This is a genomic window from Flavobacterium lipolyticum (assembly GCF_020905335.1).
GTDB classification, from domain to species: Bacteria; Bacteroidota; Bacteroidia; order Flavobacteriales; family Flavobacteriaceae; genus Flavobacterium; species Flavobacterium lipolyticum.
Genome location: NZ_JAJJMN010000001.1, coordinates 2301881 through 2327944, shown reverse-complemented (window position 1 = coordinate 2327944; position 26064 = coordinate 2301881). Strand labels below are relative to the sequence as shown.

At 35.6% G+C, this 26064-nt stretch carries 22 protein-coding genes and 1 tRNA gene; 6 read left to right on the top strand and 17 right to left on the bottom strand.

The features are described 5' to 3' along the window. Positions 1-114: 114 nt before the first annotated feature. The 11 genes from LNQ34_RS10325 to LNQ34_RS10275 all read right to left on the bottom strand — a co-directional run bounded on the left by LNQ34_RS10325 (position 115) and on the right by LNQ34_RS10275 (position 10167). A complete protein-coding gene (locus LNQ34_RS10325; protein WP_229999586.1) occupies positions 115-702 on the bottom strand; it encodes a hypothetical protein in 588 nt (195 codons plus the stop codon). A gap of 205 nt (positions 703-907) precedes the next feature. Further along, a complete protein-coding gene (locus tag LNQ34_RS10320; RefSeq protein ID WP_229999584.1) occupies positions 908-1480 on the bottom strand; it encodes a hypothetical protein in 573 nt (190 codons plus the stop codon). A gap of 4 nt (positions 1481-1484) precedes the next feature. Beyond that, the gene (locus tag LNQ34_RS10315) at positions 1485-1655 is read right to left on the bottom strand and encodes a hypothetical protein (RefSeq protein WP_229999582.1); all 171 of its coding nucleotides are present in this window, start codon (positions 1653-1655) and stop codon (positions 1485-1487) included. A gap of 69 nt (positions 1656-1724) precedes the next feature. Next, positions 1725-2309, bottom strand: a complete 585-nt coding sequence (locus LNQ34_RS10310; protein WP_229999580.1) for a hypothetical protein — start codon at positions 2307-2309, stop codon at positions 1725-1727. A 5-nt stretch (positions 2310-2314) separates the two neighbouring features. Beyond that, the gene (locus LNQ34_RS10305; RefSeq protein WP_229999578.1) at positions 2315-3811 is read right to left on the bottom strand and encodes a hypothetical protein; all 1497 of its coding nucleotides are present in this window, start codon (positions 3809-3811) and stop codon (positions 2315-2317) included. Between the two features lie 115 nt (positions 3812-3926). Further along, entirely contained in the window at positions 3927-6026 is a 2100-nt protein-coding gene (locus tag LNQ34_RS10300; RefSeq protein WP_017494783.1) for a peptidylprolyl isomerase, read from the bottom strand. A gap of 108 nt (positions 6027-6134) precedes the next feature. After that, a complete protein-coding gene (locus LNQ34_RS10295) occupies positions 6135-7394 on the bottom strand; it encodes a hemolysin family protein (RefSeq protein WP_229999576.1) in 1260 nt (419 codons plus the stop codon). 3 nt (positions 7395-7397) lie between these two features. Further along, positions 7398-7592, bottom strand: a complete 195-nt coding sequence (locus LNQ34_RS10290; protein WP_017494781.1) for a hypothetical protein — start codon at positions 7590-7592, stop codon at positions 7398-7400. An 11-nt stretch (positions 7593-7603) separates the two neighbouring features. Beyond that, positions 7604-8155 (bottom strand): LPS export ABC transporter periplasmic protein LptC, encoded by a 552-nt coding sequence (gene lptC, locus LNQ34_RS10285; protein ID WP_202704202.1) that lies wholly within the window; start codon positions 8153-8155, stop codon positions 7604-7606. 52 nt (positions 8156-8207) lie between these two features. Continuing rightward, positions 8208-9440: a BamG family beta-barrel-assembly machinery protein gene (gene bamG, locus LNQ34_RS10280; RefSeq protein WP_202704201.1), complete on the bottom strand. Its 1233-nt coding sequence runs from the start codon at positions 9438-9440 to the stop codon at positions 8208-8210. Then, the gene (locus tag LNQ34_RS10275; RefSeq protein WP_229999574.1) at positions 9433-10167 is read right to left on the bottom strand and encodes a type III pantothenate kinase; all 735 of its coding nucleotides are present in this window, start codon (positions 10165-10167) and stop codon (positions 9433-9435) included. Before LNQ34_RS10275 ends, bamG begins: the two co-directional genes overlap by 8 nt. Before the next feature lie 104 nt (positions 10168-10271). Here LNQ34_RS10275 and LNQ34_RS10270 point away from each other — a divergent pair. Further along, a tRNA-Phe gene (locus tag LNQ34_RS10270) sits at positions 10272-10347 on the top strand. Between the two features lie 101 nt (positions 10348-10448). Here the strand turns inward: LNQ34_RS10270 and LNQ34_RS10265 are convergent. Then, positions 10449-11402, bottom strand: a complete 954-nt coding sequence (locus LNQ34_RS10265; protein ID WP_428979061.1) for an ISAon1 family transposase — start codon at positions 11400-11402, stop codon at positions 10449-10451. A gap of 22 nt (positions 11403-11424) precedes the next feature. Next, positions 11425-11772: an ISAon1 family transposase N-terminal region protein gene (locus LNQ34_RS10260; RefSeq protein WP_229998832.1), complete on the bottom strand. Its 348-nt coding sequence runs from the start codon at positions 11770-11772 to the stop codon at positions 11425-11427. A 451-nt stretch (positions 11773-12223) separates the two neighbouring features. Between LNQ34_RS10260 and LNQ34_RS10255 the strand changes: the two genes are divergently transcribed. Beyond that, a complete protein-coding gene (locus LNQ34_RS10255) occupies positions 12224-13720 on the top strand; it encodes an MFS transporter (protein ID WP_229999565.1) in 1497 nt (498 codons plus the stop codon). A gap of 10 nt (positions 13721-13730) precedes the next feature. Continuing rightward, the gene (locus tag LNQ34_RS10250; RefSeq protein ID WP_202702885.1) at positions 13731-13964 is read left to right on the top strand and encodes a DUF6814 family protein; all 234 of its coding nucleotides are present in this window, start codon (positions 13731-13733) and stop codon (positions 13962-13964) included. 101 nt (positions 13965-14065) lie between these two features. Here LNQ34_RS10250 and LNQ34_RS10245 read toward each other — a convergent pair whose 3' ends face one another. The 4 genes from LNQ34_RS10245 to LNQ34_RS10230 form a co-directional block, all read right to left on the bottom strand. After that, positions 14066-16939, bottom strand: a complete 2874-nt coding sequence (locus LNQ34_RS10245) for an alpha-amylase family glycosyl hydrolase (protein ID WP_229999563.1) — start codon at positions 16937-16939, stop codon at positions 14066-14068. A 77-nt stretch (positions 16940-17016) separates the two neighbouring features. Then, a complete protein-coding gene (locus LNQ34_RS10240) occupies positions 17017-17769 on the bottom strand; it encodes a SusE domain-containing protein (protein ID WP_229999561.1) in 753 nt (250 codons plus the stop codon). A 24-nt stretch (positions 17770-17793) separates the two neighbouring features. Beyond that, positions 17794-19422, bottom strand: a complete 1629-nt coding sequence (locus LNQ34_RS10235; protein ID WP_202702882.1) for a RagB/SusD family nutrient uptake outer membrane protein — start codon at positions 19420-19422, stop codon at positions 17794-17796. Between the two features lie 37 nt (positions 19423-19459). Beyond that, on the bottom strand, positions 19460-22423 hold the full coding sequence (locus LNQ34_RS10230; protein ID WP_229999560.1) for a SusC/RagA family TonB-linked outer membrane protein: 2964 nt from the start codon (positions 22421-22423) through the stop codon (positions 19460-19462). Positions 22424-22660: 237 nt separating this feature from the next. Between LNQ34_RS10230 and LNQ34_RS10225 the strand changes: the two genes are divergently transcribed. From LNQ34_RS10225 to pgmB, 3 genes are all read left to right on the top strand, one after another. Next, positions 22661-23692, top strand: a complete 1032-nt coding sequence (locus tag LNQ34_RS10225; RefSeq protein WP_229999558.1) for a LacI family DNA-binding transcriptional regulator — start codon at positions 22661-22663, stop codon at positions 23690-23692. A gap of 181 nt (positions 23693-23873) precedes the next feature. Further along, the gene (locus LNQ34_RS10220; RefSeq protein ID WP_229999555.1) at positions 23874-25394 is read left to right on the top strand and encodes an MFS transporter; all 1521 of its coding nucleotides are present in this window, start codon (positions 23874-23876) and stop codon (positions 25392-25394) included. Beyond that, the gene (gene pgmB, locus LNQ34_RS10215) at positions 25387-26046 is read left to right on the top strand and encodes a beta-phosphoglucomutase (protein WP_229999554.1); all 660 of its coding nucleotides are present in this window, start codon (positions 25387-25389) and stop codon (positions 26044-26046) included. Before LNQ34_RS10220 ends, pgmB begins: the two co-directional genes overlap by 8 nt. The last annotated feature ends 18 nt before the right edge of the window (positions 26047-26064 follow it).

Genomic DNA, 26064 nt, shown 5'->3' with positions numbered 1-26064 from the left:
AAGTCCAGATATATATTGCTAGGATAATACAAATAGGCATTCTTTTTAAAACTTCTGTTATCATATATCTTATTTAAACAAAAAAAAAGTGCTTACACAGAATCTCAATCACAACTAATAATAAACATAATCGCCAATCACTTTAACTACAATCCATTTCTTCTTTTCTTTTTTCATGATTACAACTTGAGGTTCCAAACTACCTGAGAAAGACACTATATTAAAATAAAACATAATGTATTTTTTGTTCCAATAATACATGGGTTCTGAGATTACTATAACATCTTCAATTCCACTGTTCATATATTTAATCCCTATATCATATTTTAACGTTAAACCAGTGCCCTTTTCTAAAAAAAAATTATGCCCAGGGAAATCTTCCTTTTTCCAATATTTCTTTATTGTATCTTTTGCATATTTTCTATACATTTTTCTCCAGTGTTTTTCGACAAATAAATCATCAGTATAGTCAACCGGATCTGAAGAATCTATAATATGAGCTGCCCCTTCTCCACGGTTAAAAATCCTTAATGCTTGTTTATTCCTTCCTTTATCACTTTGCAAAATATATTTTTTTTTGCCTAACTTCTGTGTTTTCAAAAATACATTTACCGACTCATAACTATCTACATACTTTGTACTGACACACGATAAAATAAAAGAAGAAATAGATAATATGAGTATTTTTTTAAACTGTTCCATTATTTTTATTTTTTACATGGTGTTCCTGCAGGAGAAGTGCTGCCATATAGTTCTCCTCTTCTTTCTGCAGTTATTCTCGCGAAAATTCTTTCCCGTTCTTTATAGGAATATATTCGTTTTTTGAAGCCCTTCCAAAGCCAAATCCAGATACACCTGAGAGTCAGCCGGGAAATGCTTTGGAAATCTTCTAGTTCCAATCTGTTTATCAATAAAAAACCTCTTCCCACATTGTTCTATCAACAATCCATTTTCCTTTTTCTTTTTTCATAACTACGACTTGCGGGCTAGAGCCACTACTGAAATATGATGTACTTAAATAAAACATAATATATCTTTTATTTCTATAATACATAGGTTCAGAAATTATCATAACTTCATAGTCTAAATATTTAGCACTCTTATAAGGAAGCTTGGGCCAGTCTCTACTATTCTCTAAGATAAACTCATATTTCGGGAAATCTTCTTTCTTCCAGTATTTCTTAATCGTATCATTGATATACCTTTTATACATTCTTTTCCAATGTTTTTCTACAAACAAACCATCGTTAATATAATAATGAGGGTCTGCTATATGCTCAGATCCTTCACTCCCGTTAAAAATACGTAGTACTATCGCATTAGATGCTTTGTCTGTTTGCAAAATGTATTTTCCTCCTTTTTCTATTATTTCTTTTTCCAGGAACACATTAATCGGTTCATAACTTTTTACATATTGTGTACCGGTACAGGATAAAATAAAAAAGGGAATTACCACAAATATTTTTTTTAATTCTTTCATAGTTTTACTTTTTACAAGATGTCCCTACAGAAGAAACTACACCATATTGAGAACCCAATTTTTCGGCATTAATTCTAGCAAAAATTCTTTCACGTTCTTTATAATTTTTATCGTTAGGATCATGAGGATAATTTTTATTAAATACTTGAATTCCTTGAAGTCCTCCCCAAGTCATGTCGAGATAGACCTGTTTAACAAGAACTGAAGAAAAGACTAGTTTTAAATTCAATATTTAAACTATAAACTAGTAATAAACATAATCGCCAATCACTTTAACTACAATCCACTTTTCTTTTTCTTTTTTCATAATGACAACTTCTGGCTGATTACTGCCAAAAAAAGATGCCACATTGTAATAAAACATTACATATTTTCTATCCATATAATACATAGGTTCGGAAACCATTACAACATCTTCTATCTTACTATTCATATATTTATCGTGAAATGCCGATCCAAATAAACCATCTTTACTTTCTAATACAAAATCATACTCAGGAAAATCTTCCTTTCTCCAATATCTTTTTATTGTATCAGACACGTATTTTTCATACATTTTTTTCCAATGTTTTTCTACAAACAAACCGTCTTTATAATCTATAGGAACATTTGGCTCCCCAACATGATCAGGTCCTTCACCACCATTAAAAATTCTTAAAGCTTGTTTATTTGAAACCTTATCAGCTTGTAAAATATATTTCTTTTCCTTATCTATCTTTTGAGTTGCTAAAAATGCATTAATAGGCTCAGAGCTTTTAACATATTGCGCGTTAGCATATAAGAAAAAGAAAAAATAAATTGTTACAAGTATTTTTTTAAACTGTTCCATTATTTTTATTTTTTACATGGTGTTCCTACAGGAGAAGTACAACCATATAGTTCTCCTTTTTTTTCTGTAATTATTCTATTCAAAATTCTTTCTCGATCTTTATAATTCTTATGATTTGGATCGTTTGGATAAGTGGCATCAAATATTTTAGTCTTATCAAGTCCCCCCCAAGCCATATCAAGATACATCTGACGAGGAAAACCTGAAGTTACCGGTTGCCCTGTATGAAATTCCTGGATAGTAGACGCTACTGCATTGATATATTTTTTAGCAATTAACTCATGATGTTCATCTGGAAGGGCTTTAGGATTCTTTCCAATTTCTTGTTGTACATAAGCTTCATAGATAGTTGGAAAGTCATAAATTATTGAAGCTCCTAAAGTTTTATTTTCATTCAATAGACTAATCAGATAAGCATGTATAACCTCATGCGCCATTGTAGCAGCAACAGACAAATCGGTAGGAGGATTTGTATTACCTGTTCCGTAAATATAATCCTGATTGAAAACCATATCAACATCGTTAGTACTCCCGTTGGTCTTAGTGGTTTGTGCCCAAACATTTGCATCATTATTTTGCACTTGTCCCGTTGACATGTTTATATTAAAAACAGATCCCCCCGCACTAAAACGAGTAATCATTTTTGCAAGATCGGCCTGTTTTAAATTTTTCAATTTTTCCAAAACTGCTTTGGTACAGGCATCCAGTTTGTCTGCACTAATTTGCTCTTCTATCCTTTGTGCATTTTCCGAAGTTGTCGAACCTGAACTTCCACTTCCTCCACCTCCCGGAGATTTCACATATCCTTTCGGACTATTTCCCTTCGATCCTGAGTTTAAACTGCCTCCATAAGAACCTCCTGCACTTCCACCCCCTCCATAATCCTGTTTATTTTCGGATTTTTCCCTGCGAATGATCACTTCATCTAATTCAATAGGATCTGATTTAGCTGTCGATTTATTCAGACGCTCTGCCTCCTCCGGAGAGATTACTCTAAGTCCTGTTAGCCCTGCTGTCGTATTGGAGTTTTCAAATTTTGCTCCGCTTACAAATCCGCTTTCTAAATCCCAGGCAATGATATATCCATTAAAGTTAACTAAATCCTGTGAACTTTTTATTTTTTCTAAAGATTCCGATGACGGTATTATTTCATATAATGTAGCCGAAAATTCTTTTTTATCCTCTGATGGATACAAATACAATAGTTTTTGTCCTTTATAGGCATCGCTAAGATTATTATCTTTAACAGTAACCACAATCGCCTCAGACCCATTTTCGAAAGTTTCTGTGGTTGCACTATCCCACTTATAAATCTGATTTTTAAACGACGAATCGATTTTTACTTTTGATTGATACTGTTCAAACCAAACCTTCGCTTCATTAACCGTAATAGACTGCTCTATTTTTTGTTTCCCTCCTGCCTCTTCTAAAGCACAACGACCTGTTAACACTGCAACTCCTAAAACCATTAGGAAGATTGCTGATTTTTTAGTATTTTTCATACAAATATATTTTTATAAATATAAGAAAAATACTATATTAAATTTAGAAATTTCATAAAAAAAACCTGCTCGAACTAACGAGCAGGTTTTTTATAAACTTTTAACTAACTAAAAACTAGTAGTTAAATTGTAATCTATTATCTTCAATTTTAGCGTTGGCTTTCAATGCCGGTAAAATTCTACTTGCATCAGATGCGCTTTGTGCTTTTACTTTAGCAACATATTCTGCGTGATTAGCAGCTGCAGGAGCTTTTACTGTACTGATATTTTTCACTACATATACACCTGTATTACCTTCAATTGGAGCAGAGATTTTGTTTGCAGCTAATGCAAATGCATTACCTACTACTTTTGGCTCTTGTCCAACACCTCCAGGCAATACCGGGCTATCCATAGTTACGTTAGCCGCTTGTTGAACGGCTACACCAGCACTCTTAGCAATAGCTTCAAGTGATGAACCTTTCATTTTTGCTTTTAAGATCTCCGCTTTTTTCTTGTTTTTCAAAATTGACTCCACATAAGGTCTTGCCAAAGTTACAGATACTAAACCTGATTTGTTTTCGCTTTTGTATTGTGCAATTACGTGACCGATATTTGCCAATTCAAAACGTTTTACATCTCCGGTGTTCGTTTCCTTATCAAATGCCCATCTGATGATGTTACGTTGATTTCCTAATGGACCAAATGCTTCGTCCATAGCTTTTGCAGTTATCGGAGCAGCCACTTTTAAACCTAATTCTTTTGCCGTAGCATTAAAATCTTTATCGGCAGCGTCCATTTCAAATTTAGTTGCCAATGTAAATACTTTATCAGAAGTAGCTTCAGAAGGCTCAATTTTTTGAGCGATAGTAGCTAAACGAATTCCGTCTTGTTTGTCGGTAATTTTGATTACGTGAAATCCAAAAGGAGTTTCAACTAAACCAACTTTTCCAATTCCGTTACTGAATACAAAATCATTGAATGGTTTCACCATTTGGTTTGGGCCAAAATATCCTAAATCTCCTCCTTGTTGTGCAGAAGAATCATCTGAACTTGTGAAAGCCAACATCATGAAACTATCAGGGTTTGCCTGAACCTGAGCCAGAATTTCTTCTGCTTTAGCTTTAGCTTCTTCTTTCGTTCTTTTCTCTTTTGTATTTGGAGTTTGAGAACCTTCGTATCCAATTAAAATATGACTTGCTTTTGCATTAACTCCTGCTTTAAATCCTAAAGATTTAGAAATTGCATAGTATCTTCCGTACACATACGGTCCGTAAATTGCTCCTGCAGGCAAGCTGAATAATTTATCAGCATCAACAGCCGGCAAAGCATTTTTAGGTACATACGTTGAATCGTAAGGAACATCAGAATTTGAGTTTACAAATTCAGCAATGTTAGTAGCATTTTTAAATCCTGGCAAAGTATCGTTTTTACCTGTTTTAGCATTGTACTCTACTCTTCCGTTTAATAATGCAGTAATTTTAGCTTTAATTTCAGCTTCGTCTTGTTTTGAAGCTTTATCTTCTACTAAAACGTATTGAATTTCACGAGTTGCATCCGCTTTGAATTTCTTCTCGTTTTTCTTCATATATTCTACAATCTCTGAATCAGAAATTTTCACTTCACTATCTTTAATTGAAGAATACAAAGCAGCAGCGTAAGCAAAGTTTACTTTGTTAGCTTCCATTTCATATTTTAGTTTTCCTTCACTTACCGTAGTGTAAAGTCCGGATTTTACTAATGTATTGTAGATTTGAAATTTAGCGTTTAGCTCAGCATCTTTTTCTTTTTGAGAGATAAATTGTGCTGCTTCAGGATTCGTTTTAAAGTATTCTTTAAATTTAGCTACATCAAAAATACCGGCAGCATTTAAGAACATTGGGTTTTTACCAATATTCGGATCTGCCTTTAAAACTTCAAGCAGGTGTTTTTCACCAACTCTCAATCCTAATTTATCAAACTGTGTTGATAATAATGCGATTGAAACCTCCTGGTCCCAAACTCTGTTTGCAGCTTCAGTGGAAGTAATTCCTTGACCACTTTTTTCAACATTACTAACTTTAACTCTAAAGTCTTCAAATGAAATATCTTTTCCATCGATGCTTCCCACATCTTTTGAACTTTGACCAAAGGTTCCTCTTGTGAATAGATCTTGTATTATAAATGCAAATAATGCAAGTGCAATAACTCCTATCAATAAAGCGGAACGCTGTCTAATTTTTGCTAAAACTGCCATTTTTATTATCGTTAATTTTATATTCAGTTTGCGAAAATACAATTATCTAGTTAATAACAATACAACTAGCGTTTTATTTTACACAATTTTTTTTATTAATTTAAAAAATCACTCTTTTATTGTCAATTTAACCAATTCTATTTTCTTATTTGTGGCTTCTTCAATCACAAAATGATAGTTTCCAATTCGTATTTCTTCTCCTTTTTGAGGAATTTCTTTGGTCGAATTGACAATAAAACCACCTAAAGTCCCGTACGAATCCTCCTCAGGAATAGCTAATTTATAGGTTTCATTGAGATATTCTACATCTAATCGGGTCGAGAACAAATACCTGCCTTCTCCTAATTCCTGCTCAATCAATTCCTCATCTAAATCATGCTCGTCTTCGATCTCACCAAAAAGCTCTTCAACGATATCTTCTATTGTAATAATTCCGGAAGTTCCTCCGTATTCATCCAGAACTACGGCCACATTTTTTCGTTTTTTGATCAACAGATTTAGTACATCTTTTATCAAAATGGTTTCGGGAACAAATTCAACCGTCATCAAAACCGATTTTATGGTTTTTGGTTTTTTAAACAAATCAAACGAATGCACATACCCTACAATATCATCAAGTGAGTTTTGACTCACTATAAGTTTCGAATATCCAGTTTCTATAAACAACGCTTTAAGATCTGTAACGTTGTCAAACAAATCAATATCAACAATTTCCGTGCGCGGCGTCATGATATCACGGGCTTTTACACCTGAAAATTCCAATGCATTCTGAAAAATCTGAATTTCAGAATCTACTTCTTCATCATCCTCAACAGCATTCATTTGTTCTGCAATATAATTCCCCAATTCAACTTTGCTAAAATACAACTGTGCCTGATCTCCTTCTGTTTTAAAAAATTTACGCAGAATAAAATCTGAAATCCAAATAAAAAAAGTAGAGAAATAGTAGAACAAACGATAAAACAAATAGGCCGGAATCGCAAAAATCTTGATTAACGAATTGGCATAAATCTGAAAAAAAACTTTTGGAAAAAACTCAGCAGTTACCAAAACTACAAAAGTCGAAATAACCGTCTGAATCAGCAAACTTGTTAAATTTGAAAAATGCCCTGCTGAATTGACGATCCATTTCAGAATCAAATCCCCCATGTAAAAGCCATAGACAACCAAAGCCAGGTTATTACCAATAAGCATTGCAGCAATAAACTTTGAAGGATTTCCGGTAAGTTTTGTTAGAATTTGTGAGGCAAAATTATCTTGTTTTTTTTCAATTTCAAGATAAATTTTATTGGATGAAATAAAAGCAATTTCCATTCCTGAAAAAAAGGCTGACAATATTAAACATAATACTATAATCCCTATTTCCATTGTTTATTGCTTTTTATTACGGTCATCAAATTTCTTGACAAATTTCCTCCTAAAGAAGAACATAAATACTGCCATACCTGCAATTAAAAAACTTAAAGCGGCGGTATCATTTCCATCGTTTATCTTTGTAAAACCATCATAAATAAAGTAAATGGCAAATATGATGTAAACGTATTGTGTATATTTTATGTAACCCATAATTTCTTTTTTTATTCGTCTGATTCGATCTCGCCGCTCACACGCTGCGAATTAATCACTTTAAAATCCTTACTAAAATCTATCCCTTGCCCATTTGAGCTTCCTTTTGCATCTGTAAGCTTAAATTTTCTTTCGGTATAAAACCATTCGTTATTCTGATCGAAGTACAGCTGTTCTGTTTCCAGCATTTGCCCTTCTTCAGAAGTGATTCTAACTTTTCCCTGCAAGTCAATTATACCGGTTGGTTTATAAGACACTGCATAATTTGACCTGATAAAGGTACGTTTTTGATTTTTATCGTATAAGGTAACATCAATTCCTTTTGGAAATTCGGTAAATGGAAAATCCAAATTAGAATAATCCAGCATTTTAGGACTTTTCAAAACCCCGGTTATACGCCCGGAATCTGTATATTTAATATCAACGGTATCTGCATCACTTCCGGGAACAAACTCTGAGAAGTTAATTTTCTGAACTTCTTTAAAATTACTTTCGCACCCAAAAAACAGTGTCACAGTAAAAACTGTGACAGCCGCTATTGTATATCTTTTTGATAAATTCATTTGCCAAATGTAGTAAATTGTAATGAGCTTAAAAAAACATAAAAGTTTATGTTTAATTGAATTTACTTTTCACGAACCATTTATCATTAAATGAGAAGCTCATACTAAAATTGAAATAGTTTTCCTGAACTAAACCTGCTGACATTGTTCCTCTTTTTCCGAACTCAAGTCCAATATTAACATTTGAAAAAGATCCGTTATTAAGTGGAATCCCCATACCCAACGTCATTCCTAAATCATTGATTTCCTGATTATTTACTACCAAACCAATTTTCTCGTATTTTAACCCGGCTCTGTACGTCATTCGGCTAAAATAGCTTGTGAACGATTCATAATTAGGAATATAGTACCCCCCTATCGCATACTTTTGATATTTTTCGTAACGTACATTATCTCTTGTATTGTAAAAATTAGCAAGCTCTCCCTTGCCCTGAAAAGAAATGGTCGTACCCACAAGCCATTTTCTGGCTTCCCCGATACCCGCACCAAAGGTTATTTTATTTGGTAACTTTAGTTTATTTGTTTGCTCAGGAGTATTAATTGGATCCGGATCACCATCTACCTGAATAACTCTTGTGCTGTTTGAATTTAAGTTACTGGCAAAAGTATAATTCAAACTGGTAAACAAGCTTAGTTTTTTATCAATTTTTGTTTGATACATGGTACCAATATTAAAATTAATGCCCGATAACTCAGAAGCATTTGTCTCTCTGGTCGCGTTTTCAACATTTGTTCTAAGTGCTAAACTTGTGGTGGTGATTCTTCCGAAATTATACTGTGCATCAACTCCAATATTCCAGTTCTTTTTAATCTTATATCCTAAACCAAAAAACACTTTATTAACTCCACCTTTTCCCTGAAGCTGTGTACTTGTAGCTCCTTCTGTATCTGTAAGGTCATTTTGAATTTTATATCCAACAGAACTCAACGGAACTAAACCAAACGCTGCTCCAAATTTTCCCATTGGAATTCCTAATGCCAAATAATCAAAAGTAGCTCTTTGTGCCTTTTCAGATTTTTCGCCGGTTTTCAGATTAGTTGTACCAAAAGATCCCCCAACTGTAAAAGTTGTAAACTTTAAACTCGCATAACTTGCAGGATTTTCAATATTCAGGTGAATACTATCCTGCTCCACCGCAACTCCTGACATCGATCTGTTTTCAAGGGTTCCTTTAAATCTTGTATCTCCAATTCCGAAGAAAGAATAAGGCGATGCAGTACCCTGTTGAGCGAATGAAACGAACGAGATAAGCAAACAAGCGCTTACTATAATTTTTTTAATCATTGTCGATTTTATATTGAAATGTTTGGTTCAAACTCTCCAAAAGGAAATTTGAATTGGCAAATATGGTATTTTTTAATCGTTTAGCCAAAAAATCTGCATCACCTCCCGTTAAAATTATTATAAAATTTGAAAAGTTTGCCCGATATTCATCGATAAAACCATCAATCTCATAGACGAATCCATTGACCACTCCAGAGTGAATCGCCTGTTTTGTGGAATCTCCAATATATGCCTCCGGAGACTCTAAAGTGAGTAACGGCAGCCTGGCTGTAAAATTGTGCAAAGATTCGTAACGCAGTCTTAGTCCCGGAGAAATAGCTCCCCCTAAATAGTTATCATTTTCGTCGATGAAATCGTAGGTTATACAAGTTCCGGCATCAATTACCAGTCTGTTTTGTCTGGGAAATTTCAAAGTTGCTCCGGCCGCCAAAACCATTCGGTCTATTCCTAATGTTTTTGGAGTTGCATATTTATTGGTGAAAGGAAAAATATCCTCATGGGTTAAAAAATGAACTTTTAGATCCTTTTCGAAAGTCAGGAAAGATTGTTTTTCGACATTTCCAACCGATGCAACAACCAAATCGGAGCATTTCTGAAATTTTTCTAAAATTTTTTTTATTTTTTTTTCGAGCTCATTTTTCTCAAAAGTAAAAATTTCAAGAACAGTACCACCCTCAAATACAGCAGCTTTAATTCGGGTATTCCCAACATCAACCGTTAAAATCATGTTTGTTTTTTTAGCAAGGCGAAGATACGAATTGATTTTTTTAAAAAAATGTTTTGGATAAACGAAAAATGATTCTATCTTTGCACCCGCAATGCGCACAGCACGGTACCTTAGCTCAGATGGTAGAGCAATGGACTGAAAATCCATGTGTCCCTGGTTCGATCCCTGGAGGTACCACCAAAACCCACTCCACCGAGTGGGTTTTTTGTTTTTACCATTTTTCCTTCGCAATTAAACATTCTAACACAAACTTTTTCTGGATCAGGTTCAAAAGTTGGGGATTAAGCAAAAAGATTAGATAATCTGAACAAGAAAAAATCTATATTGCTCACTCCTCTAAATTGACTTCTAAAAGCTTTTATTTTAGCATTGAAAGATTCTGCCGAAGCATTTGTGCTTCTATTATCAAAATAGTTTAAGATTGACTGATAATTAATAGTTATGGTATTGAGTAGAATATTAAAGTTTTTAAAACCTGATTCTTCTACATTTCTATACCAATGTGCCAGTTTGGTCATGGCAATATGTTTGTCATTGTAGTTATTGTAAATTCCTCGAAGCTGTTGGTTTAAATTGTAAGCTGTTTTAATGTCAGGATATAGTTCAAATACCATTTGTGCTCTTTCTTCTTGGCTCCGAGTCCATTTTTCGCGAGACTTATAAAGTAGATACCTACTTCTGGCTAATAACTGTTTAACAGAATCTCCGTTAGGTAAAAGCTGGGGAATGTATGTTTTGTTTTCTAATTTGGCTTGTAGTATCGATTGATTCTCAAAGTCCATAGCTTCCCAGCGATGTTTGATTCTAATCTCTTGTACTGCTTCGAGTGCTAATTTTTGAACATGGAACCGATCTGTAACCTGTATGGCTTTAGGAAAACATTTCTTAGAGATTAGCTTCATGGAATTAGCCATATCGAGCGTTATCTCTTTGACAAAAGATCTTTTCTTGTAATCAATCTTTCTGATGTGTTCTATAACCTGATCTGCTTTAGTTCCGGCAACAATAGCTACCAGGCAACCTTTTTTGCCTTTGAATTTCTTGTTGGTCAGGATAGTATAAAGTTCCCCCTGAGACAAAGCCACCTCGTCAATGGATAAATGAGTGCCCATGTTTTCAGGGTAAATCATCCATTGGTGCGCATGTTCGCGTGGAGCCCATGTATTAAACGAGCTTAAATGTTTTTTGTATTGTCTTTGGAGTCTCTTTCCGTTAACTCCGAAAAAGCCTCCAATAGTATGACAATCTGTAGCACTCTTATCTATTAATTTCTTTTAAAAAAGTCGCAAACTCCTGAGTCATGCGAGTTCCTTTAGCAACTAAAGTCCAATCTCTTTTGATGATTTCTCCATTGGTTTTATTAGTCCAACGGCGTCTTTTGATGTGTAAATACACAAATTTACCTCTTAATGGAAAATCCTGAATAGTAATCTCATCAAGAAACCCCTTAGAAATCAATTCAAAAGAATTAAACTCTTGTGGAGGTTTTATTTTTTCTTCAAAATACAGATGCAATACTTCTTCTGTGTTAGTGGTAGAAACTACTTCAAAGTATTCTATTAAAAAATCAGGAAGCATAAATTTTAAAAGCTCTATAGGTGTCATATCTAATTCTTAGATTACAAATTTCTAATTTTATTTTGACATTCCTCCCCAGGTTTTGTTCTTGATCCCTTTTTCTTTCCTATTAGAATTTTCGTTCCTTGCATAATCCTTCATTCACATTACGGTTAAAAACGGCACGGATGACACGGAATTTAGGTGTTATTTACCAAAAGATAATACTATCGCTTATGATTCATTTTTGCCCTTTCAGGGTAATTCTGTGCCTTAATCCAGTTCATAGTGCTGTGTACGATGCTGTCGTTTTTCGGACATTCAACCCTTTTCTTCCCAAATTTTGTTCTTGATTCATAACTATTTTACCTTAGAAACAAACAATTATCAAATATTATTTTTTTGTTAAAAAATCATTAAATAAATAAAAAAATATCTTATATATTCGCGAAATAACACTTTATACTTTTATTCACCATCAAGTACACAAAGTCAGCTTATGAGCAATACCGCTACAAAGGGCATCTGGAAAGTAATTTCGGCATCGTCAATGGGAACCATGATTGAATGGTATGATTTTTATATTTTCGGTAGTTTAGCGGTGGTCATCTCAACCAAATTCTTCCCCAGTGACAATCCTACTGCCGCATTCTTATCGACTTTAGCCACTTTTGCTGCCGGATTTGTAGTACGGCCATTTGGAGCATTGTTTTTCGGAAGACTTGGTGATATCATTGGCCGCAAATACACTTTTATGGCGACGCTACTATTAATGGGAGGCTCTACTTTTTTAATTGGCTGTATTCCGAGTTATGAAACAATTGGTTTTTTAGCTCCTTTATTGGTTTTAATTCTTCGCTTACTTCAGGGACTTGCTCTTGGAGGCGAATATGGAGGAGCTGCTACTTATGTGGCAGAACACGCTCCTGCGAGACAAAAGGGTTATTGGACTTCGTGGATTCAGACTACCGCAACAGTTGGCTTATTTATTTCTTTGATGGTCATATTAGCCACAAAAAACATTCTTTCGCCCGAAGATTTTGATTCCTGGGGATGGCGTGTTCCGTTTTGGGTCTCTATTGTGATGATCGGAATCTCCTATTTGATTCGTAAAAACATGGATGAATCTCCTGTATTTGCCAAAGCTAAAAAAGAAGGAACAACTAGCACCAATCCTTTAAAAGAAAGTTTCGGGAATCGATATAACCTGAAATTTGTTTTACTCGCATTGTTCGGCGCCACTATGGGGCAAGGCGTGGTTTGGTACACGGGGCAATTTTATGCCATGAGTTTTATGAAAACGGTAATGAATATTAATTCATCACAAGTAGATGAATTACTGGGAATTGCATTGTTATTCGGAACACCGTTTTTTATTTTTTTCGGGTGGCTGAGTGATAAAATAGGACGAAAACATATTATGATGGGAGGAATGCTACTTGCTATTTTGTTTTACAGACCTATTTACAAAAAGATGTACAACACAACCGACCTAAAACACAAGACTGAAATAGTGGAGAAAACAACTACAAATACAGCTGTTTTTAAAGAAAATCAAACCATTACCACGATTTCAAAAACCTATACTGACGGAACTACGTATACAGAGAAGAAAACAAACTTTGCCGATCAAAAAGAATCTCAAAGCAGTGTTGTTATCAATATCAATTCTAATGATGAATGGACTTTAATTTTCTTAGTTTTCATTCAGGTTTTATTTGTTACCATGGTTTATGGCCCAATTGCAGCGTTTTTAGTGGAACTGTTTCCAACTAAAATCAGATATACTTCGATGTCACTTCCCTATCATGTAGGGAACGGAATTTTTGGCGGACTACTCCCGGCAATTTCAACTTATTTTGTAACTCATGCTAAAGCTGCCGGAAAAGATGATTTTTATCTTGACGGACTTTGGTACCCAATTATTATAGCCTCGGTTTGTTTTGTAATTGGAATGGTTTACATCGACAATAAAAATCAAACAAATCACCTTTAATATACTATTTATGAATTCAATCAAACAAGCTTTAGGTGTACTGTGGATTATACTGGCAATCGCATCGACTTATTTTTGCATTTTCGAATTTGGCTTACCTAAACTGCTTTCAGACAAACAAGACGATCTTGTATTCGGAATCATTATTCTTTTCATTCTCACTCCATTAATTGTTTTGGGGTTAGGCACTTTTGGCTATTTTGCTGTAGCAGGAGAATACAATACTAAAATAAAAAGATCATAAAAAACGAAAGGACTGTCTAAAAATAGACAGTCCTTTCTCGCCACTAACAAAACCAAAAATCTTTTACCTGTCAGTTCTATTTTTCTATTTATTTCGATAAATTATTTTTTAATAAACTTCATTACCTGAGTATGCCCATTCTCATCAACTGCTTTCACAAGGTATAAACCTGTTTTCAAATCGTTTACAGCATACTGAGAATCCCTATTTCCTTTCGCATTAAAGCTTTTCACTAATTGACCGGAAACTGCATATACCTGAACTTTTGACACTGGTACATTTAAAGTAAAATAATCTGTAACCGGGTTCGGATACAGATGAACTGCACTTCCTTTTTCAAAATCCGTAATGGCTAAATTTGCTACTTTGTTACCATAAATTCTATACTCTCCGGCAGGAAGATTTAAGGGAGCATTTACGTCAGTAACATTAATAGTAGTATTGTCCATCAAATTATACCAGGTACCCGTATATTGAAAACCTGTTGGAACATTTTGTGCTGTAACATCAAAATTTGCCACTATTAAAACATCCTTTAACTGGGTTGAAGACAAGGCCGGATTGGTCATTTTAATGTTCACTGATAATGAATTTGTATTTGCAATTACAGTAGTTCCCAAAAACACAGGCTCTTTTATTTTCAAGGTAATCATCTTTGCCCAGTCGTTGTAAATTTTACTGCGTGCCGAATTACCCAGCCAATTACTAACCCATTGAGGCTGTGGTTTTGTATCGAGTTTACAATCGCCTCCAGTGGCATCAAAATCAGTATTGACTGAATTATCATTACAGGTAAAAATAGAATTCTCCCATCCTAATTCTCCAAAATGCCAGATCATTTTTGGTCCCGGAACTAATAATGAAACAGCCCCAATTGCCGACATTCTGGACAATGCAGTGTTTAACGTTTTTACATTATACCCTACTCCTGAATTTCCATATTGTATGTTTTTATACATCAAACGTTCTTCATCGTGACTTTCAGCATATCCCATTAATCGGTTTGCGGTAAAACCATGATTCCCGCTTGACATCCTTGAAATATTACTCTCGCTTGCGTACCCCATTGACAATTGGTTGTAAGGTCCTGTCATTTTCCCCCACATCATTACTCCTTTAGACGGTGTCTCAGCAATTCTGTAATTAGCCCATTCTTTTTCCTCAGTATCTGAGCCCAGGTGTTCGAAAATTGTATAATGTGTAGGATCCAAACTCCATGAATAATCAGCATACTTTTTTAATACGTCTACTCTGTCCTGTTGATAGGCATCCGTACATGCTCCATCAGAAGCCGTACAATTTTGCGTAAAACCTTTGGTTAAATCCCAACGGAAACCGTCAATTTTATATTCTTCAATCCATTGTTTGATAACACGATCAACATAGTTCTGCGTTTTTGGCAACTGGTGGTTAAAATCTTCCCCCACATTGTACGCATGTTTAGCCACTGTATTAAAATAGGGATTCTCGGCAGTTGGTGAGCCAAAACCGTCACCATCCGGATCATTCATCCACATTCTCACCATAGGATTTCTTCCGAAAGCATGATTTAGAGCAACATCCAGAATTACTGCAATTCCGTTTTGATGACATAAATCAATAAACTCTTTTAATTTATCCGAAGTCCCGTAAAATTTATCCAAAGCCATGTGAAACGAGGTATTATATCCCCAGCTTTCATTGCCTTCAAACTCCATTACCGGCATTAATTCGATGGCGTTAATTTTAAGGTTTTTGAAATAATCGATCCGATCTATCAGACTTTGATAGTTTCTGGCTGCATCAAAATCACGAACCAAAACTTCGTAAACTACTAACTTTTCTTTTTCGGGTTTTACGAAATTGGATACCTGCCAATTGTAGGGTGTTTGTCCGGTTTTTAGAACGGTAACCTCAAAGTTCTGTCCTGCCGGATAAACAGGCATGTTGGGATAAGAAGTTGCAGGAATAGAAGAATCATCGAAAGGTGATAACACTAAAGTGGAATACGGATCGGCCGTTTTTACCAAAGATGGAGAATTCGCCAGTGGCGTAGTATCTACCACCCAATATTGATAGGTATTATTGGCACCTGAAACCAATCCCGTTAATTCCAGCCAAAATTTGCCCGAAGCAGGGTCTTTTTTCATAGCATAAGCCAAAGTTGGCAGCCAGTTATTGAAGCTTCCTGCAACGTATACAAAGTCTTTTAAAGGCGCATCCAAAACCAAAGTAGCTTTTGTGACATCGGTCTGATTGTAGTTTATTCCCTCTGTCAAGCCCGCTGGCATTGCTTCTAAAACCGTATTCGGATTTACCACAACCGAAAACTTTTTTACTATCGTGGTTCCGGCCTGAGTGATACTCAATTCGTAACTCTGATTGTTGGTAATCCCAATATGAGAATAGGAATAAGTTGCGGTACTTGGGTTGGTATTAATCACCGTTCCGTTTGCCTTTAAGGAATAACTTGCTGCACCGTTTGTATTGGTAACTGCAATATCAAAATTAGCTCCTGCTGTTATAATTGATGCACTGTTTTCTATAGGCGAAGTCAAAGTGACCTGAAAGCTGCCTACTTCTACTAAAATATCCTGCGATTTTTTATCGCCATTTCCATTTTTGGTTTTTATTAAAAACCCAATTCTTCCAATCCCTGTGGTGTTATAATAAACTGTTGGTGTAATGGTTTTGGTATACGTATCTGTACCCGGATTATAGGTAAACTTACTCGCTTCGCTTGAAGCATCCCAGGAACCATTGTCCGGACTTCCCTTCTGAGTAGTATCGTTGGTATCAAAAGCCCAGGCCCACATGTACAAGGAATGGTCGGTAATTCCCCAGCTGCCTTCATCAACACTTGTACCGTTAATGGTGATGGTAATGGATGTAGTCTCTTCAAAAGTTGACGGACTTACAGAGTGGCTTACTGTTTGCATTTGGGCAAAAGCAGCCACAGACCACAAAAATGTGATCCATAGTAAAGTTTTTTTCATAATGTGGTTGATTGGTTAGTTAGCTTGACTAAAAAAGGGCTATCTTATTGTAGATAGCCCCGTTATAATAAAAAAACTTAGTTCTTTTTGATAGTATAAGTTTTTGCAGTAAAATCGATAACAATAGTATAATTTCCGGCTACTGTAATTGGAATATTAGCACCTCCGGCATCTAATGTCAAATCATTACCATCATCTCCATAATTAGTACCCCATGAATCATCTAGTCTAAATTTGATTTCACCTACTGTTAATGGTCCAACATAAGAATATTTTTTAGTACTTAAATCATAATCTAAATTGGTATCAGGGTCACTCCATCCGTTAGGAGTTGCAGAACCAATAATCCCCCAATTTGGCCAAGCCGGATAAGGAGTCGCTGTAATTGTATAGGAATTTGAAACCTGACTTACTGAACCTGTTGTTCCCACAGAAGATTTAACACGTACATCAATCTGAGCTGCCTTAAACGGAGCAAAACCAGCATTTAAACAAGCTGTATTAAGGTCTGCAACCGTAAAACTTTTAAATTTATCGGTTGTCGTAGCCACTACTGTAGGAGTTTTAAAGTTAGTTCCTGCAGCAGCCATTTCCAAACTATAAGTAACAACAGTCTTAGTTCCATTATACTGAGCATCGTCCCATACAAATGTTGTTGCTGCATTTGCTGCATTTGTATTCTGAAGCACAATACTAAAATCTGATTTTGGAGTTAATAAAACCGGTGCAGTTGCCGCTTCAATTACAGGTCTGTCCTGTACATCATCTGCGTTACACGATACCGCTAATACACCAACGAATGCGATTAAAATTTTATATATATTTTTCATTTGATTATAATTTTATATAGTTAATTAGTATCCTGGGTTTTGTTTTAAAGTTGGATTTGCCTGAATCGTTTTTAAAGGAATTGGCATTAAATCTCTGGAAGGATCTGTAGCACTTCCGTTCATAACTCCGCCTTTCCACTGCCAAATTTTAGATCCTCCTGTGAATTTTCCAAAACGAATCAAATCGGTTCTCCTGTGACATTCCCAAAACAACTCTCTTCCTCTTTCATTTAAGATAAAATCCAGTGTCAAATCAGGAGCCGTAATTGTTGTGGCACCTGCTCTGGTTCTAATTTTATTCACATATCCTACAGCCGTACCGATGTTACCTGCACTTGCTCCTCTTACAGTAGCTTCGGCATACATTAAATAGACGTCCGATAATCTATACATTGGAAAGTCCGTATCCGGAATATCATTTCTTTGTGCTGCAGTTCCGTCAGAATTTACGTTTGTATATTTAGTAACCGCATATCCTTCGGTAAAAATGTCAACTCTGGCAATATCTAAATTTTGTCCTTTAGTATAAAAAGTCCCTCTTTTATCAGCTGTTGCAGTTGCATCAGGAAAAAGACCAACAAATTCTCTACGAGTCCTAATTCCTGCCCAGCCACCATTCATTCCCTGAGCAGCCGCATCCATATTACCACCTATAGAAGCATGAAGTATAAAACTCATTCCGCCACCAGTAGCTCTAATCGCATTCCCGTCACTTACAACAGGGAAAATAAATTCGTTTTGAGCTCCGTTTCTATTGTTATCTGCAGCAAATAAATTTTTGTACGGTATGTTAGCAAAAGTATATTGTGAGTTATCAATAATATCTTTACATACAGTTGCTGCTTCATTATTTCTATCTGTTCCTGTATAAACTTTTGAATTCAGATAAATTTGCGCTAATAAAAACTTAGCTGCCGTTTTATCTACTCTTCCATATTCGTTTTGTTTAGAAGCTACCAAACTGGCATCGATATCTTTTAACTCTGATTCGATAAAAGCAAAAACTTCAGCTCTAGATTTTTGTACCGGATAAAAGAATCCTACAGGGTCATTCTCTGTCGTGATTGGCACATTTCCGAACAAGTCCATTAGATTGTAATATGAAAAAGCTCTTAAGAAACGAGTCTCTGCTCTAAATGCAGCTATTTGAGCTTTTAAATTAGCATCAACTCCTCTGGCAGTCAATTTATCATCTGTAGTTTGTCTTAAAAACTCATTGGCCACACTAATGTGATAAAATGCTCTGGAGAAAGTTCCGTACAAGAACTCATTATCTGCCGACCAGGTCTGTCCATTTAAGCTTGGTAAATTACCATCTGCCCACGCGATAATTGCCTCATCAGTAGGGAATTCCTGTGTTACAAAAAGCAGCCTTAAATAACTGCTAAAATCACCACCAAGTCCTGCTATATCAGGATTTCTTCCCGGTATGTTTGCATCACCATCACCATCATTTCCTCCTACATACAATCCGGCATATAATTTCGCCAATACCTGTTTGTATGAAGCCGGATCTTTGTAGAAAGCTTCAGAAAGAAATTCATCATCATCCTTGGGTGTCACGTTTAAATCGTCCGTACACGAAGTAAGCGTCATATTTAATCCTAAAATAAATAGGAAAAAATAAGATATATATTTAAATGATATTTTCATTTTGTTTGTTTTTTAAATTTTACTTATCAGTTTTCTTTTAAAAATTAGCATTTACACCAAATATAAAAGTACGGGCTCTTGGATACACATTGTTATCAATTCCGTTGAATTTCTCAGGATCTAAACCATCGTATTTCGTAAGTACAAAAACATTCTGTACTCCTGCTGAAAACCTCATAGAAACAGATTTCAACAAGGCTTTATCCAAAGTATACCCTAACGTTACATTGTCTAATTTTATAAACGAGGCATCTTTTACAAAATAATTTGATAAATAATTATTATTTGTTGTGAATCCGGTCTTATTATAATCAGAACTAATATTACCCAAATCAGACTGTCTTCTCAATCCTGCTAATAAATATCCTTTATCTGAACTTACGTTGTCATAAATGTAATTTCCTAAACTGGCTCTCCAGTTCATTGCAAAATCAAACTTTTTGTAATTTAAAGTTGAAAAAAGACCGAAAGTGTAATCTGCTGACGGTTTATGGTATTTGTAACGGTCTCCGTCATCAATTTTTCCATCTCCGTTTCTATCTGCATAAGCTCCTTCAATTGGTCTTTTGTTAGCATCATACAATTGCTCATAAACAAAGAATGAATTTGGAGCATATCCTACTGAATTTATCAAAATTTTATTTCCAGAACCTCCTGCGATATTATCTCCTACAATATATCCGGTGAAACCAGGCACTGTACTTCCTAAATCTGTAATTTTCTGATGAAGATAAGTAGCATTAAAAGCAACATTCCAGGTTAAATTATCATTTTTTACGACATCCGACTGAATACTAAACTCAACCCCTTTTGTTTCAAAACTTCCAATATTATTAAATCCCTGATTTCTTAAATTTGCTCCGTCAGGAACTAAAACATCCGCTAACAAATCGCTTGATTTTTTATCAAAATAGTTTACCGAACCTGTAATTCTGTCATTAAGGAATCCAAAATCAACACCAATGTTTGTTTCGGCCAATTCTTCCCATTTGATACCTGTATTATATCCTTCCGGTCTTGCTGTTGGATAAACCGTATTTCCGAAAATGTATTGAGAATTAATCGTTCCTAAAGTTACTCTTGGTAAAAAGTCATAAGCAGATGTAATGTCTTGCTGCCCGGTAGTACCATACCCAACTCTTAATTTTAGACTTGAAAGTGTACTATTTCCCTTTAAGAATGATTCTTCCGCAACATTCCATGCAAAAGCTGCTCCTCCAAAATTACCCCATCTGTTCTCTTTAGAGAAACGAGAAGTTCCGTCTCTTCTATAATTTAAGGTCAATAAATAACGGCTGTCATAATTTAAAGTCAAACGTCCAAAATAGGATTGCAGATTAACATTCGGATCTGTAGCAACATCCTCTCTTGGTGTTGGCTGTCTAACTTCCCCTGACTCATATTTTTCTTTTTGGAATAACTGGTAGTTATATCCCGCAGTAGCGTCAATTTTAAACTTCCCTAAAGTTTTAGTATAGTTTAAATAGGTGTTTAAATTTTTATTTTGAAGATCATCTGTATAGGAGTTGTAATTTCCTAAGTTTATCCAGTTCCCGTTGCTAAAAGCATTTGGCTGATATCCCAGAATACTTTGTGTACTTTGTTGATTATATCCGTTGCTGCTAAATTTATCAATACCGGCTTCAGCAATAATTCTCAAGTCTTCAAAGAAATGAAACTTATAATCTACACTAATATTTCCCCATTTTCTGGTAGAAGTAGCTCTTTTATCCTCCTGATTTAATCTGGCTACAGGATTTCTGGCTGGTAATAAAGGCACGTTACCATTTGCCTCCAACCATTCGAAATAACCTCCATAACGAGAACCTTCCTGATACACAGATTGTGTAGGATCAAAAGCTAATGCACTTCCAATTACTCCACCTTCATCCTGAAAATGATTTTTAGCAAATGCAATATTACCGCTAATATCAATTTTTAAGTGCTTGTCAAACAATACCGGATTTAACGATATCGATGTCGTAGTTCTTTCAAAAGAAGTGTTTCTTAAGATTCCTGGATTATCTACATTTCCAACAGATAAACGTACAGGTAATTTATCGAACAAAGCGCCGCTTACCGAGATATTATTATTCGTCGTTAAAGCCGTATGAAAGATTTCATCCTGCCAGTTTGTATTTGCTTTTCCTAATGTCGCTATTTGCTGTGGTGTTCCCTTTGCATTTACTACAGCTCGAAATTGATCCGCACTTAAAACATCTACTGTATTTGCGACAGTATTAACCCCAACCTGAGAGCTAAAATTAACCTTCACTCCGCCTTTTGTTCCTTTTTTGGTAGTAATAACAATTACACCATTTGCAGCACGTGAACCGTAGATAGCGGCCGCTGACGCATCTTTAAGAACCGTAAAAGACTCAATATCATTAGGATCTATGGTAGACAAAATACTTGTCGCACCGCTTGGTACAGCATTACTTAAAGGAAGTCCGTCTAAGATAATTAACGGATCATTAGAGGCACTTAAAGAAGATCCTCCACGGATTCTGATATCCGCTTTAGCTCCCGGAGCACCACCTCCAACAACATTCACACCCGCGATACGTCCACCGATTAAACTCTCCGGAGTTACGTTAATTCCTTTGTTAAATTCTTTGGCCGAGATTTGAGATACAGAACCTGTGGCATCCTTTTTCTTAACGGTACCGTAACCTACTTGTACCACAACTTCTTTAAGCTGATTGGTATCTTCCTCTAAAGAAACGTTTAGTGTTTTTTGACCATTATAAGTTACAGTTGACGTTTTGTATCCGATAAATGAAACCAAAATTTTGTCCCCATTTTTTACATTAGATAACTGAAATTTACCGTCAAAATCTGTTGATGCTCCACCTGGAGCACCCTGTACATTTACATTTACTCCCGGGATTGGCTGTCCCGTTGCCGAATCGACAACTGATCCGGTTAAAGTGCTTTGAGCTAACACAGTAAACGGTAACAAGAGGAATAAAAATAACAACTTTTTGTAAATTGTTTTCATACTTTTTGTTTAAATTTAGTTTGAGTTTTTGATTGTTAGTTAAGTTTTTAATTTTACTTCGAATTTCAAAATTAGGAATTAATTAACATGACCAACCGCTTGCCTTTTTTATTGGTTTACGAAAACGTGGTAGTGTTGAAAACTTTCTTTTTTTTGTAATCTTTTAAGTCAAAAATTGTCGATTATAGAAATATAAGATACCTTTATTAACAATTAGATTTTTTTCAAATAACAACTATGAAACGTAAAATAACCCTAAAGCAGATCGCAAAGGAACTTGACGTCTCTATTTCAACGGTCTCAAAGTCACTAAGAGACAGTCAGGAAATAGGAGAAGAAACGCGCGCAAAAGTGCAGGCATTTGCAAAGTTTTACAACTACAAGCCCAACAATATTGCCCTTAGTTTAAAAAATCGAAAAACCAAAAGTATTGGTATTATCATTCCGGAAATTGTACATCATTTTTTCTCTACCGTGATCAACGGAATTGAACAGGTAGCCAATGAAAATGGCTACAGTGTTGTAATCTGTTTGTCTGACGATTCGTTCGATAAAGAAGTGCTGAATATGGAAATGTTAGCCAACGGAAGTATCGATGGTTTTATCATGTCGCTCTCTAAAGAAACACAATACAAAGGTGATTTCCACCACATTACCGAGGTTATCAATCAGGGAATGCCGGTGGTCATGTTCGACCGTGTCACCAATGACATTTTGTGCGATAAAGTCATTATTGATGACAAAGCAGCTGCTTATGAAGCCGTTCAGAGTCTGATTGACAACGGCCGCAAAAAAATCGCTCTGGTCACTACCGTTGATTACGTAAGTGTGGGTAAACTCAGAACCGACGGTTACGAAAAAGCACTTCTCGACAATGGATTGCCTTTTAATGAAGATTTAATCATCAAAATTGAAGATGTTGACACCTGTGAAATCACTATCAGCCAGCTTTTACATGACCGCGCGTTTGATGCTGTTTTTGCCGTAAATGAGCTTTTTGCGGTAACCATTATCAAAACCGCAAGCAAAATGGGCCTCAAAGTTCCCGAAGATATCGCTGTAATCGCCTTTACTGACGGGATTATTTCTAAATACTCTACTCCAAGCATCACAACCGTAAGCCAGAGTGGTGAAAAAATGGGAAATAAAGCCGCTAAAATGCTGATCGAAAGACTCGAAGCGGAACATGAGGACGATGACGAAGAAAACGAAAATTACACCACAGAAGTTATTGAAACCCATTTGATAAAAAGAGAATCTACTGACTAAAAACCTAAAAATCAATATTTTCTAAAGTCACAAACAACATTTATGACTTTTTTGTTAGTGTATTTAAAAAAATAATTAATACTTTTACGCCTGCTCAAAGCTTTTACTTTTACTTCGAAAATAATAAGTAAGTTTTGATAAGCAAAGCGCTTATCGTCTAATTAATTCTTTAATTACGATAATGGAAAAGCGTAAATTAAGTTTCTGGGAAATTTGGAACATGAGTTTCGGTTTCTTGGGAATACAGTTTGGTTTTGCACTGCAAAATGCAAATACTTCAAGAATTTTTGAAACTCTGGGTGCCAAAATTGACGAAATTCCAATTTTATGGATTGCGGCTCCGGTTTCAGGATTAATTATCCAACCCGTAATTGGTTATTTTAGCGATAGAACCTGGACTCGTTTAGGCAGACGCCGTCCCTATTTTCTAATTGGGGCCATCTTGTCTTCTGTTGCCTTATTCATCATGCCCAACTCTCCAACTTTATGGATAGCTGCCGGTACTTTATGGATCATGGACGCATCGATAAATGTTTCAATGGAACCTTTTCGTGCTTTTGTTGGAGATAATTTGCCTGAAAAGCAGCGTACTCTAGGTTTTGCCATGCAAAGTTTCTTTATCGGAACCGGTGCGGTTGTAGGTTCGGTTTTACCCTATCTTTTTACTAATTTTTTCGACGTAAGCAATACGGCTCCGGAAGGAATTATACCGGATTCTGTTAAATGGTCCTTTTATATTGGCGGAATTGTTTTCCTGCTTTCTGTTTTATGGACTGTTTTTAAAACAACTGAATACACTCCTGAGGAACTTCATGCTTTTGAACTTCAAAGCAAAAAAGACAAAGAAGGTCTTATCCTCAATCCGGAAACAGAATCTGAAAGTAACATCAAAAGACAATTCTTTTTAGGGTTAGTATTGGCGGTAGTTGGAGCTCTGGTTTCCTTTTTAATTTTCGAGAACAGTTTGGCTAAAGAACTTTACATTCTGTTTGTTGGCTTGGTTTTCATGGGTATTTTATTCATGATTGCTTCACAATTAAGAACTTCAAAGGTTCACAATGGTTTTACGATCATCATGACCGATCTTTTGAACATGCCTGTCACGATGAAAAAACTGGCCTGGGTGCAGTTCTTCTCCTGGTTTGCCTTATTCTCGATGTGGATTTATACGACACAAGCCGTTACACAACATATTTTTGGTACTACAGACACTACTTCTAAAATTTACAATGATGCCGCCGACTGGGTTTCAGTTTTGTTCACAGTTTACAACGGAGTAGCGGCAGCAGTTGCTTTTTTATTGCCGGTTATTGCAAAAAAAGTAGGCGTTAGAGCAACACATTTACTGGCCTTATGTGCCGGAGGTGTTGGTTTAATTTCGATTTATTTTATTGGCGACAAACAAATGCTCATTCTTCCAATGTTGGGAGTGGGTATCGCGTGGGCAAGTATACTGTCAATGCCTTATGCCATGCTATCCGGAGCCTTACCCGCAGCAAAAATGGGGTATTATATGGGAGTTTTCAACTTCTTCGTAGTAATACCACAAATTGTGGCTGCCACAATCTTAGGATTTGTCATCAAACAATTCTTTCACAACGAACCTATCTACGCCTTAATTATTGGAGGTGTATCTATGATATTTGCCGGATTACTTACCCTTAGAGTAAATAGCAGAACTAAAATTGAAATTCATGAATAATAAAAAAGCATTCATCTTCGATCTTGATGGAGTGATCGTTGATACCGCTAAATACCACTTTTTAGCCTGGCAGAAAATTGCAAAGGCGTTAAACATAAACTTTACACACGAACACAACGAATTACTTAAAGGAGTAAGCCGCGTGCGTTCGCTAGACATAATTCTTGAATTAGGGAACGTTCCCGCTTCTCAGGAAGACATAGACAAATGGCTCATTCAGAAAAACGAAGACTATTTATCTTATCTGGTTGACATGGACGAGAGCGAAATTCTTCCCGGAGTTTTTAATATTCTTCAATTCTTAAAAGAACAAAATCAGGGAATTGCATTGGGTTCTGCCAGTAAAAATGCACGCCCGATTCTGGAGAAAACCGGAATACTTTCGTACTTCGATGTTATTGTAGACGGAAACGACGTTACCAATGCCAAACCGGACCCTGAAGTTTTCCTAAAAGCGGCTCAACTGTTACAGGTTAGCCCTGAAAACTCCTTTGTTTTTGAAGATTCAGTTGCCGGAGTTCAGGCCGCCAATATTGGAAAAATGACCAGTATCGGAATCGGTTCCAAAACAATTCTGCACGAAGCACACTATATCTTTGAGGATTTTAACTCAATGGATACTCCTTTTATCGAATCATTAATTCGGAAATAAGATAATTCGTCAATTAGA

What these genes read in the sequence shown, in the direction of transcription:
- LNQ34_RS10310 (WP_229999580.1), bottom strand. Translation starts at nt 2,309, where the DNA reads ATGGAACAGTTTAAAAAAATACTTGTAACAATTTATTTTTTCTTTTTC.
- LNQ34_RS10230 (WP_229999560.1), bottom strand. Translation starts at nt 22,423, where the DNA reads ATGAAAACAATTTACAAAAAGTTGTTATTTTTATTCCTCTTGTTACCG.
- LNQ34_RS10245 (WP_229999563.1), bottom strand. Translation starts at nt 16,939, where the DNA reads ATGAAAAAAACTTTACTATGGATCACATTTTTGTGGTCTGTGGCTGCT.
- LNQ34_RS10320 (WP_229999584.1), bottom strand. Translation starts at nt 1,480, where the DNA reads ATGAAAGAATTAAAAAAAATATTTGTGGTAATTCCCTTTTTTATTTTA.
- LNQ34_RS10250 (WP_202702885.1), top strand. Translation starts at nt 13,731, where the DNA reads ATGAATTCAATCAAACAAGCTTTAGGTGTACTGTGGATTATACTGGCA.
- LNQ34_RS10235 (WP_202702882.1), bottom strand. Translation starts at nt 19,422, where the DNA reads ATGAAAATATCATTTAAATATATATCTTATTTTTTCCTATTTATTTTA.
- pgmB (WP_229999554.1), top strand. Translation starts at nt 25,387, where the DNA reads ATGAATAATAAAAAAGCATTCATCTTCGATCTTGATGGAGTGATCGTT.
- LNQ34_RS10220 (WP_229999555.1), top strand. Translation starts at nt 23,874, where the DNA reads ATGGAAAAGCGTAAATTAAGTTTCTGGGAAATTTGGAACATGAGTTTC.
- LNQ34_RS10240 (WP_229999561.1), bottom strand. Translation starts at nt 17,769, where the DNA reads ATGAAAAATATATATAAAATTTTAATCGCATTCGTTGGTGTATTAGCG.
- LNQ34_RS10305 (WP_229999578.1), bottom strand. Translation starts at nt 3,811, where the DNA reads ATGAAAAATACTAAAAAATCAGCAATCTTCCTAATGGTTTTAGGAGTT.
- LNQ34_RS10260 (WP_229998832.1), bottom strand. Translation starts at nt 11,772, where the DNA reads ATGACACCTATAGAGCTTTTAAAATTTATGCTTCCTGATTTTTTAATA.
- LNQ34_RS10325 (WP_229999586.1), bottom strand. Translation starts at nt 702, where the DNA reads ATGGAACAGTTTAAAAAAATACTCATATTATCTATTTCTTCTTTTATT.
- LNQ34_RS10290 (WP_017494781.1), bottom strand. Translation starts at nt 7,592, where the DNA reads ATGGGTTACATAAAATATACACAATACGTTTACATCATATTTGCCATT.
- LNQ34_RS10295 (WP_229999576.1), bottom strand. Translation starts at nt 7,394, where the DNA reads ATGGAAATAGGGATTATAGTATTATGTTTAATATTGTCAGCCTTTTTT.
- LNQ34_RS10225 (WP_229999558.1), top strand. Translation starts at nt 22,661, where the DNA reads ATGAAACGTAAAATAACCCTAAAGCAGATCGCAAAGGAACTTGACGTC.
- bamG (WP_202704201.1), bottom strand. Translation starts at nt 9,440, where the DNA reads ATGATTAAAAAAATTATAGTAAGCGCTTGTTTGCTTATCTCGTTCGTT.
- LNQ34_RS10315 (WP_229999582.1), bottom strand. Translation starts at nt 1,655, where the DNA reads ATGACTTGGGGAGGACTTCAAGGAATTCAAGTATTTAATAAAAATTAT.
- LNQ34_RS10255 (WP_229999565.1), top strand. Translation starts at nt 12,224, where the DNA reads ATGAGCAATACCGCTACAAAGGGCATCTGGAAAGTAATTTCGGCATCG.
- LNQ34_RS10300 (WP_017494783.1), bottom strand. Translation starts at nt 6,026, where the DNA reads ATGGCAGTTTTAGCAAAAATTAGACAGCGTTCCGCTTTATTGATAGGA.
- LNQ34_RS10275 (WP_229999574.1), bottom strand. Translation starts at nt 10,167, where the DNA reads ATGATTTTAACGGTTGATGTTGGGAATACCCGAATTAAAGCTGCTGTA.
- lptC (WP_202704202.1), bottom strand. Translation starts at nt 8,155, where the DNA reads ATGAATTTATCAAAAAGATATACAATAGCGGCTGTCACAGTTTTTACT.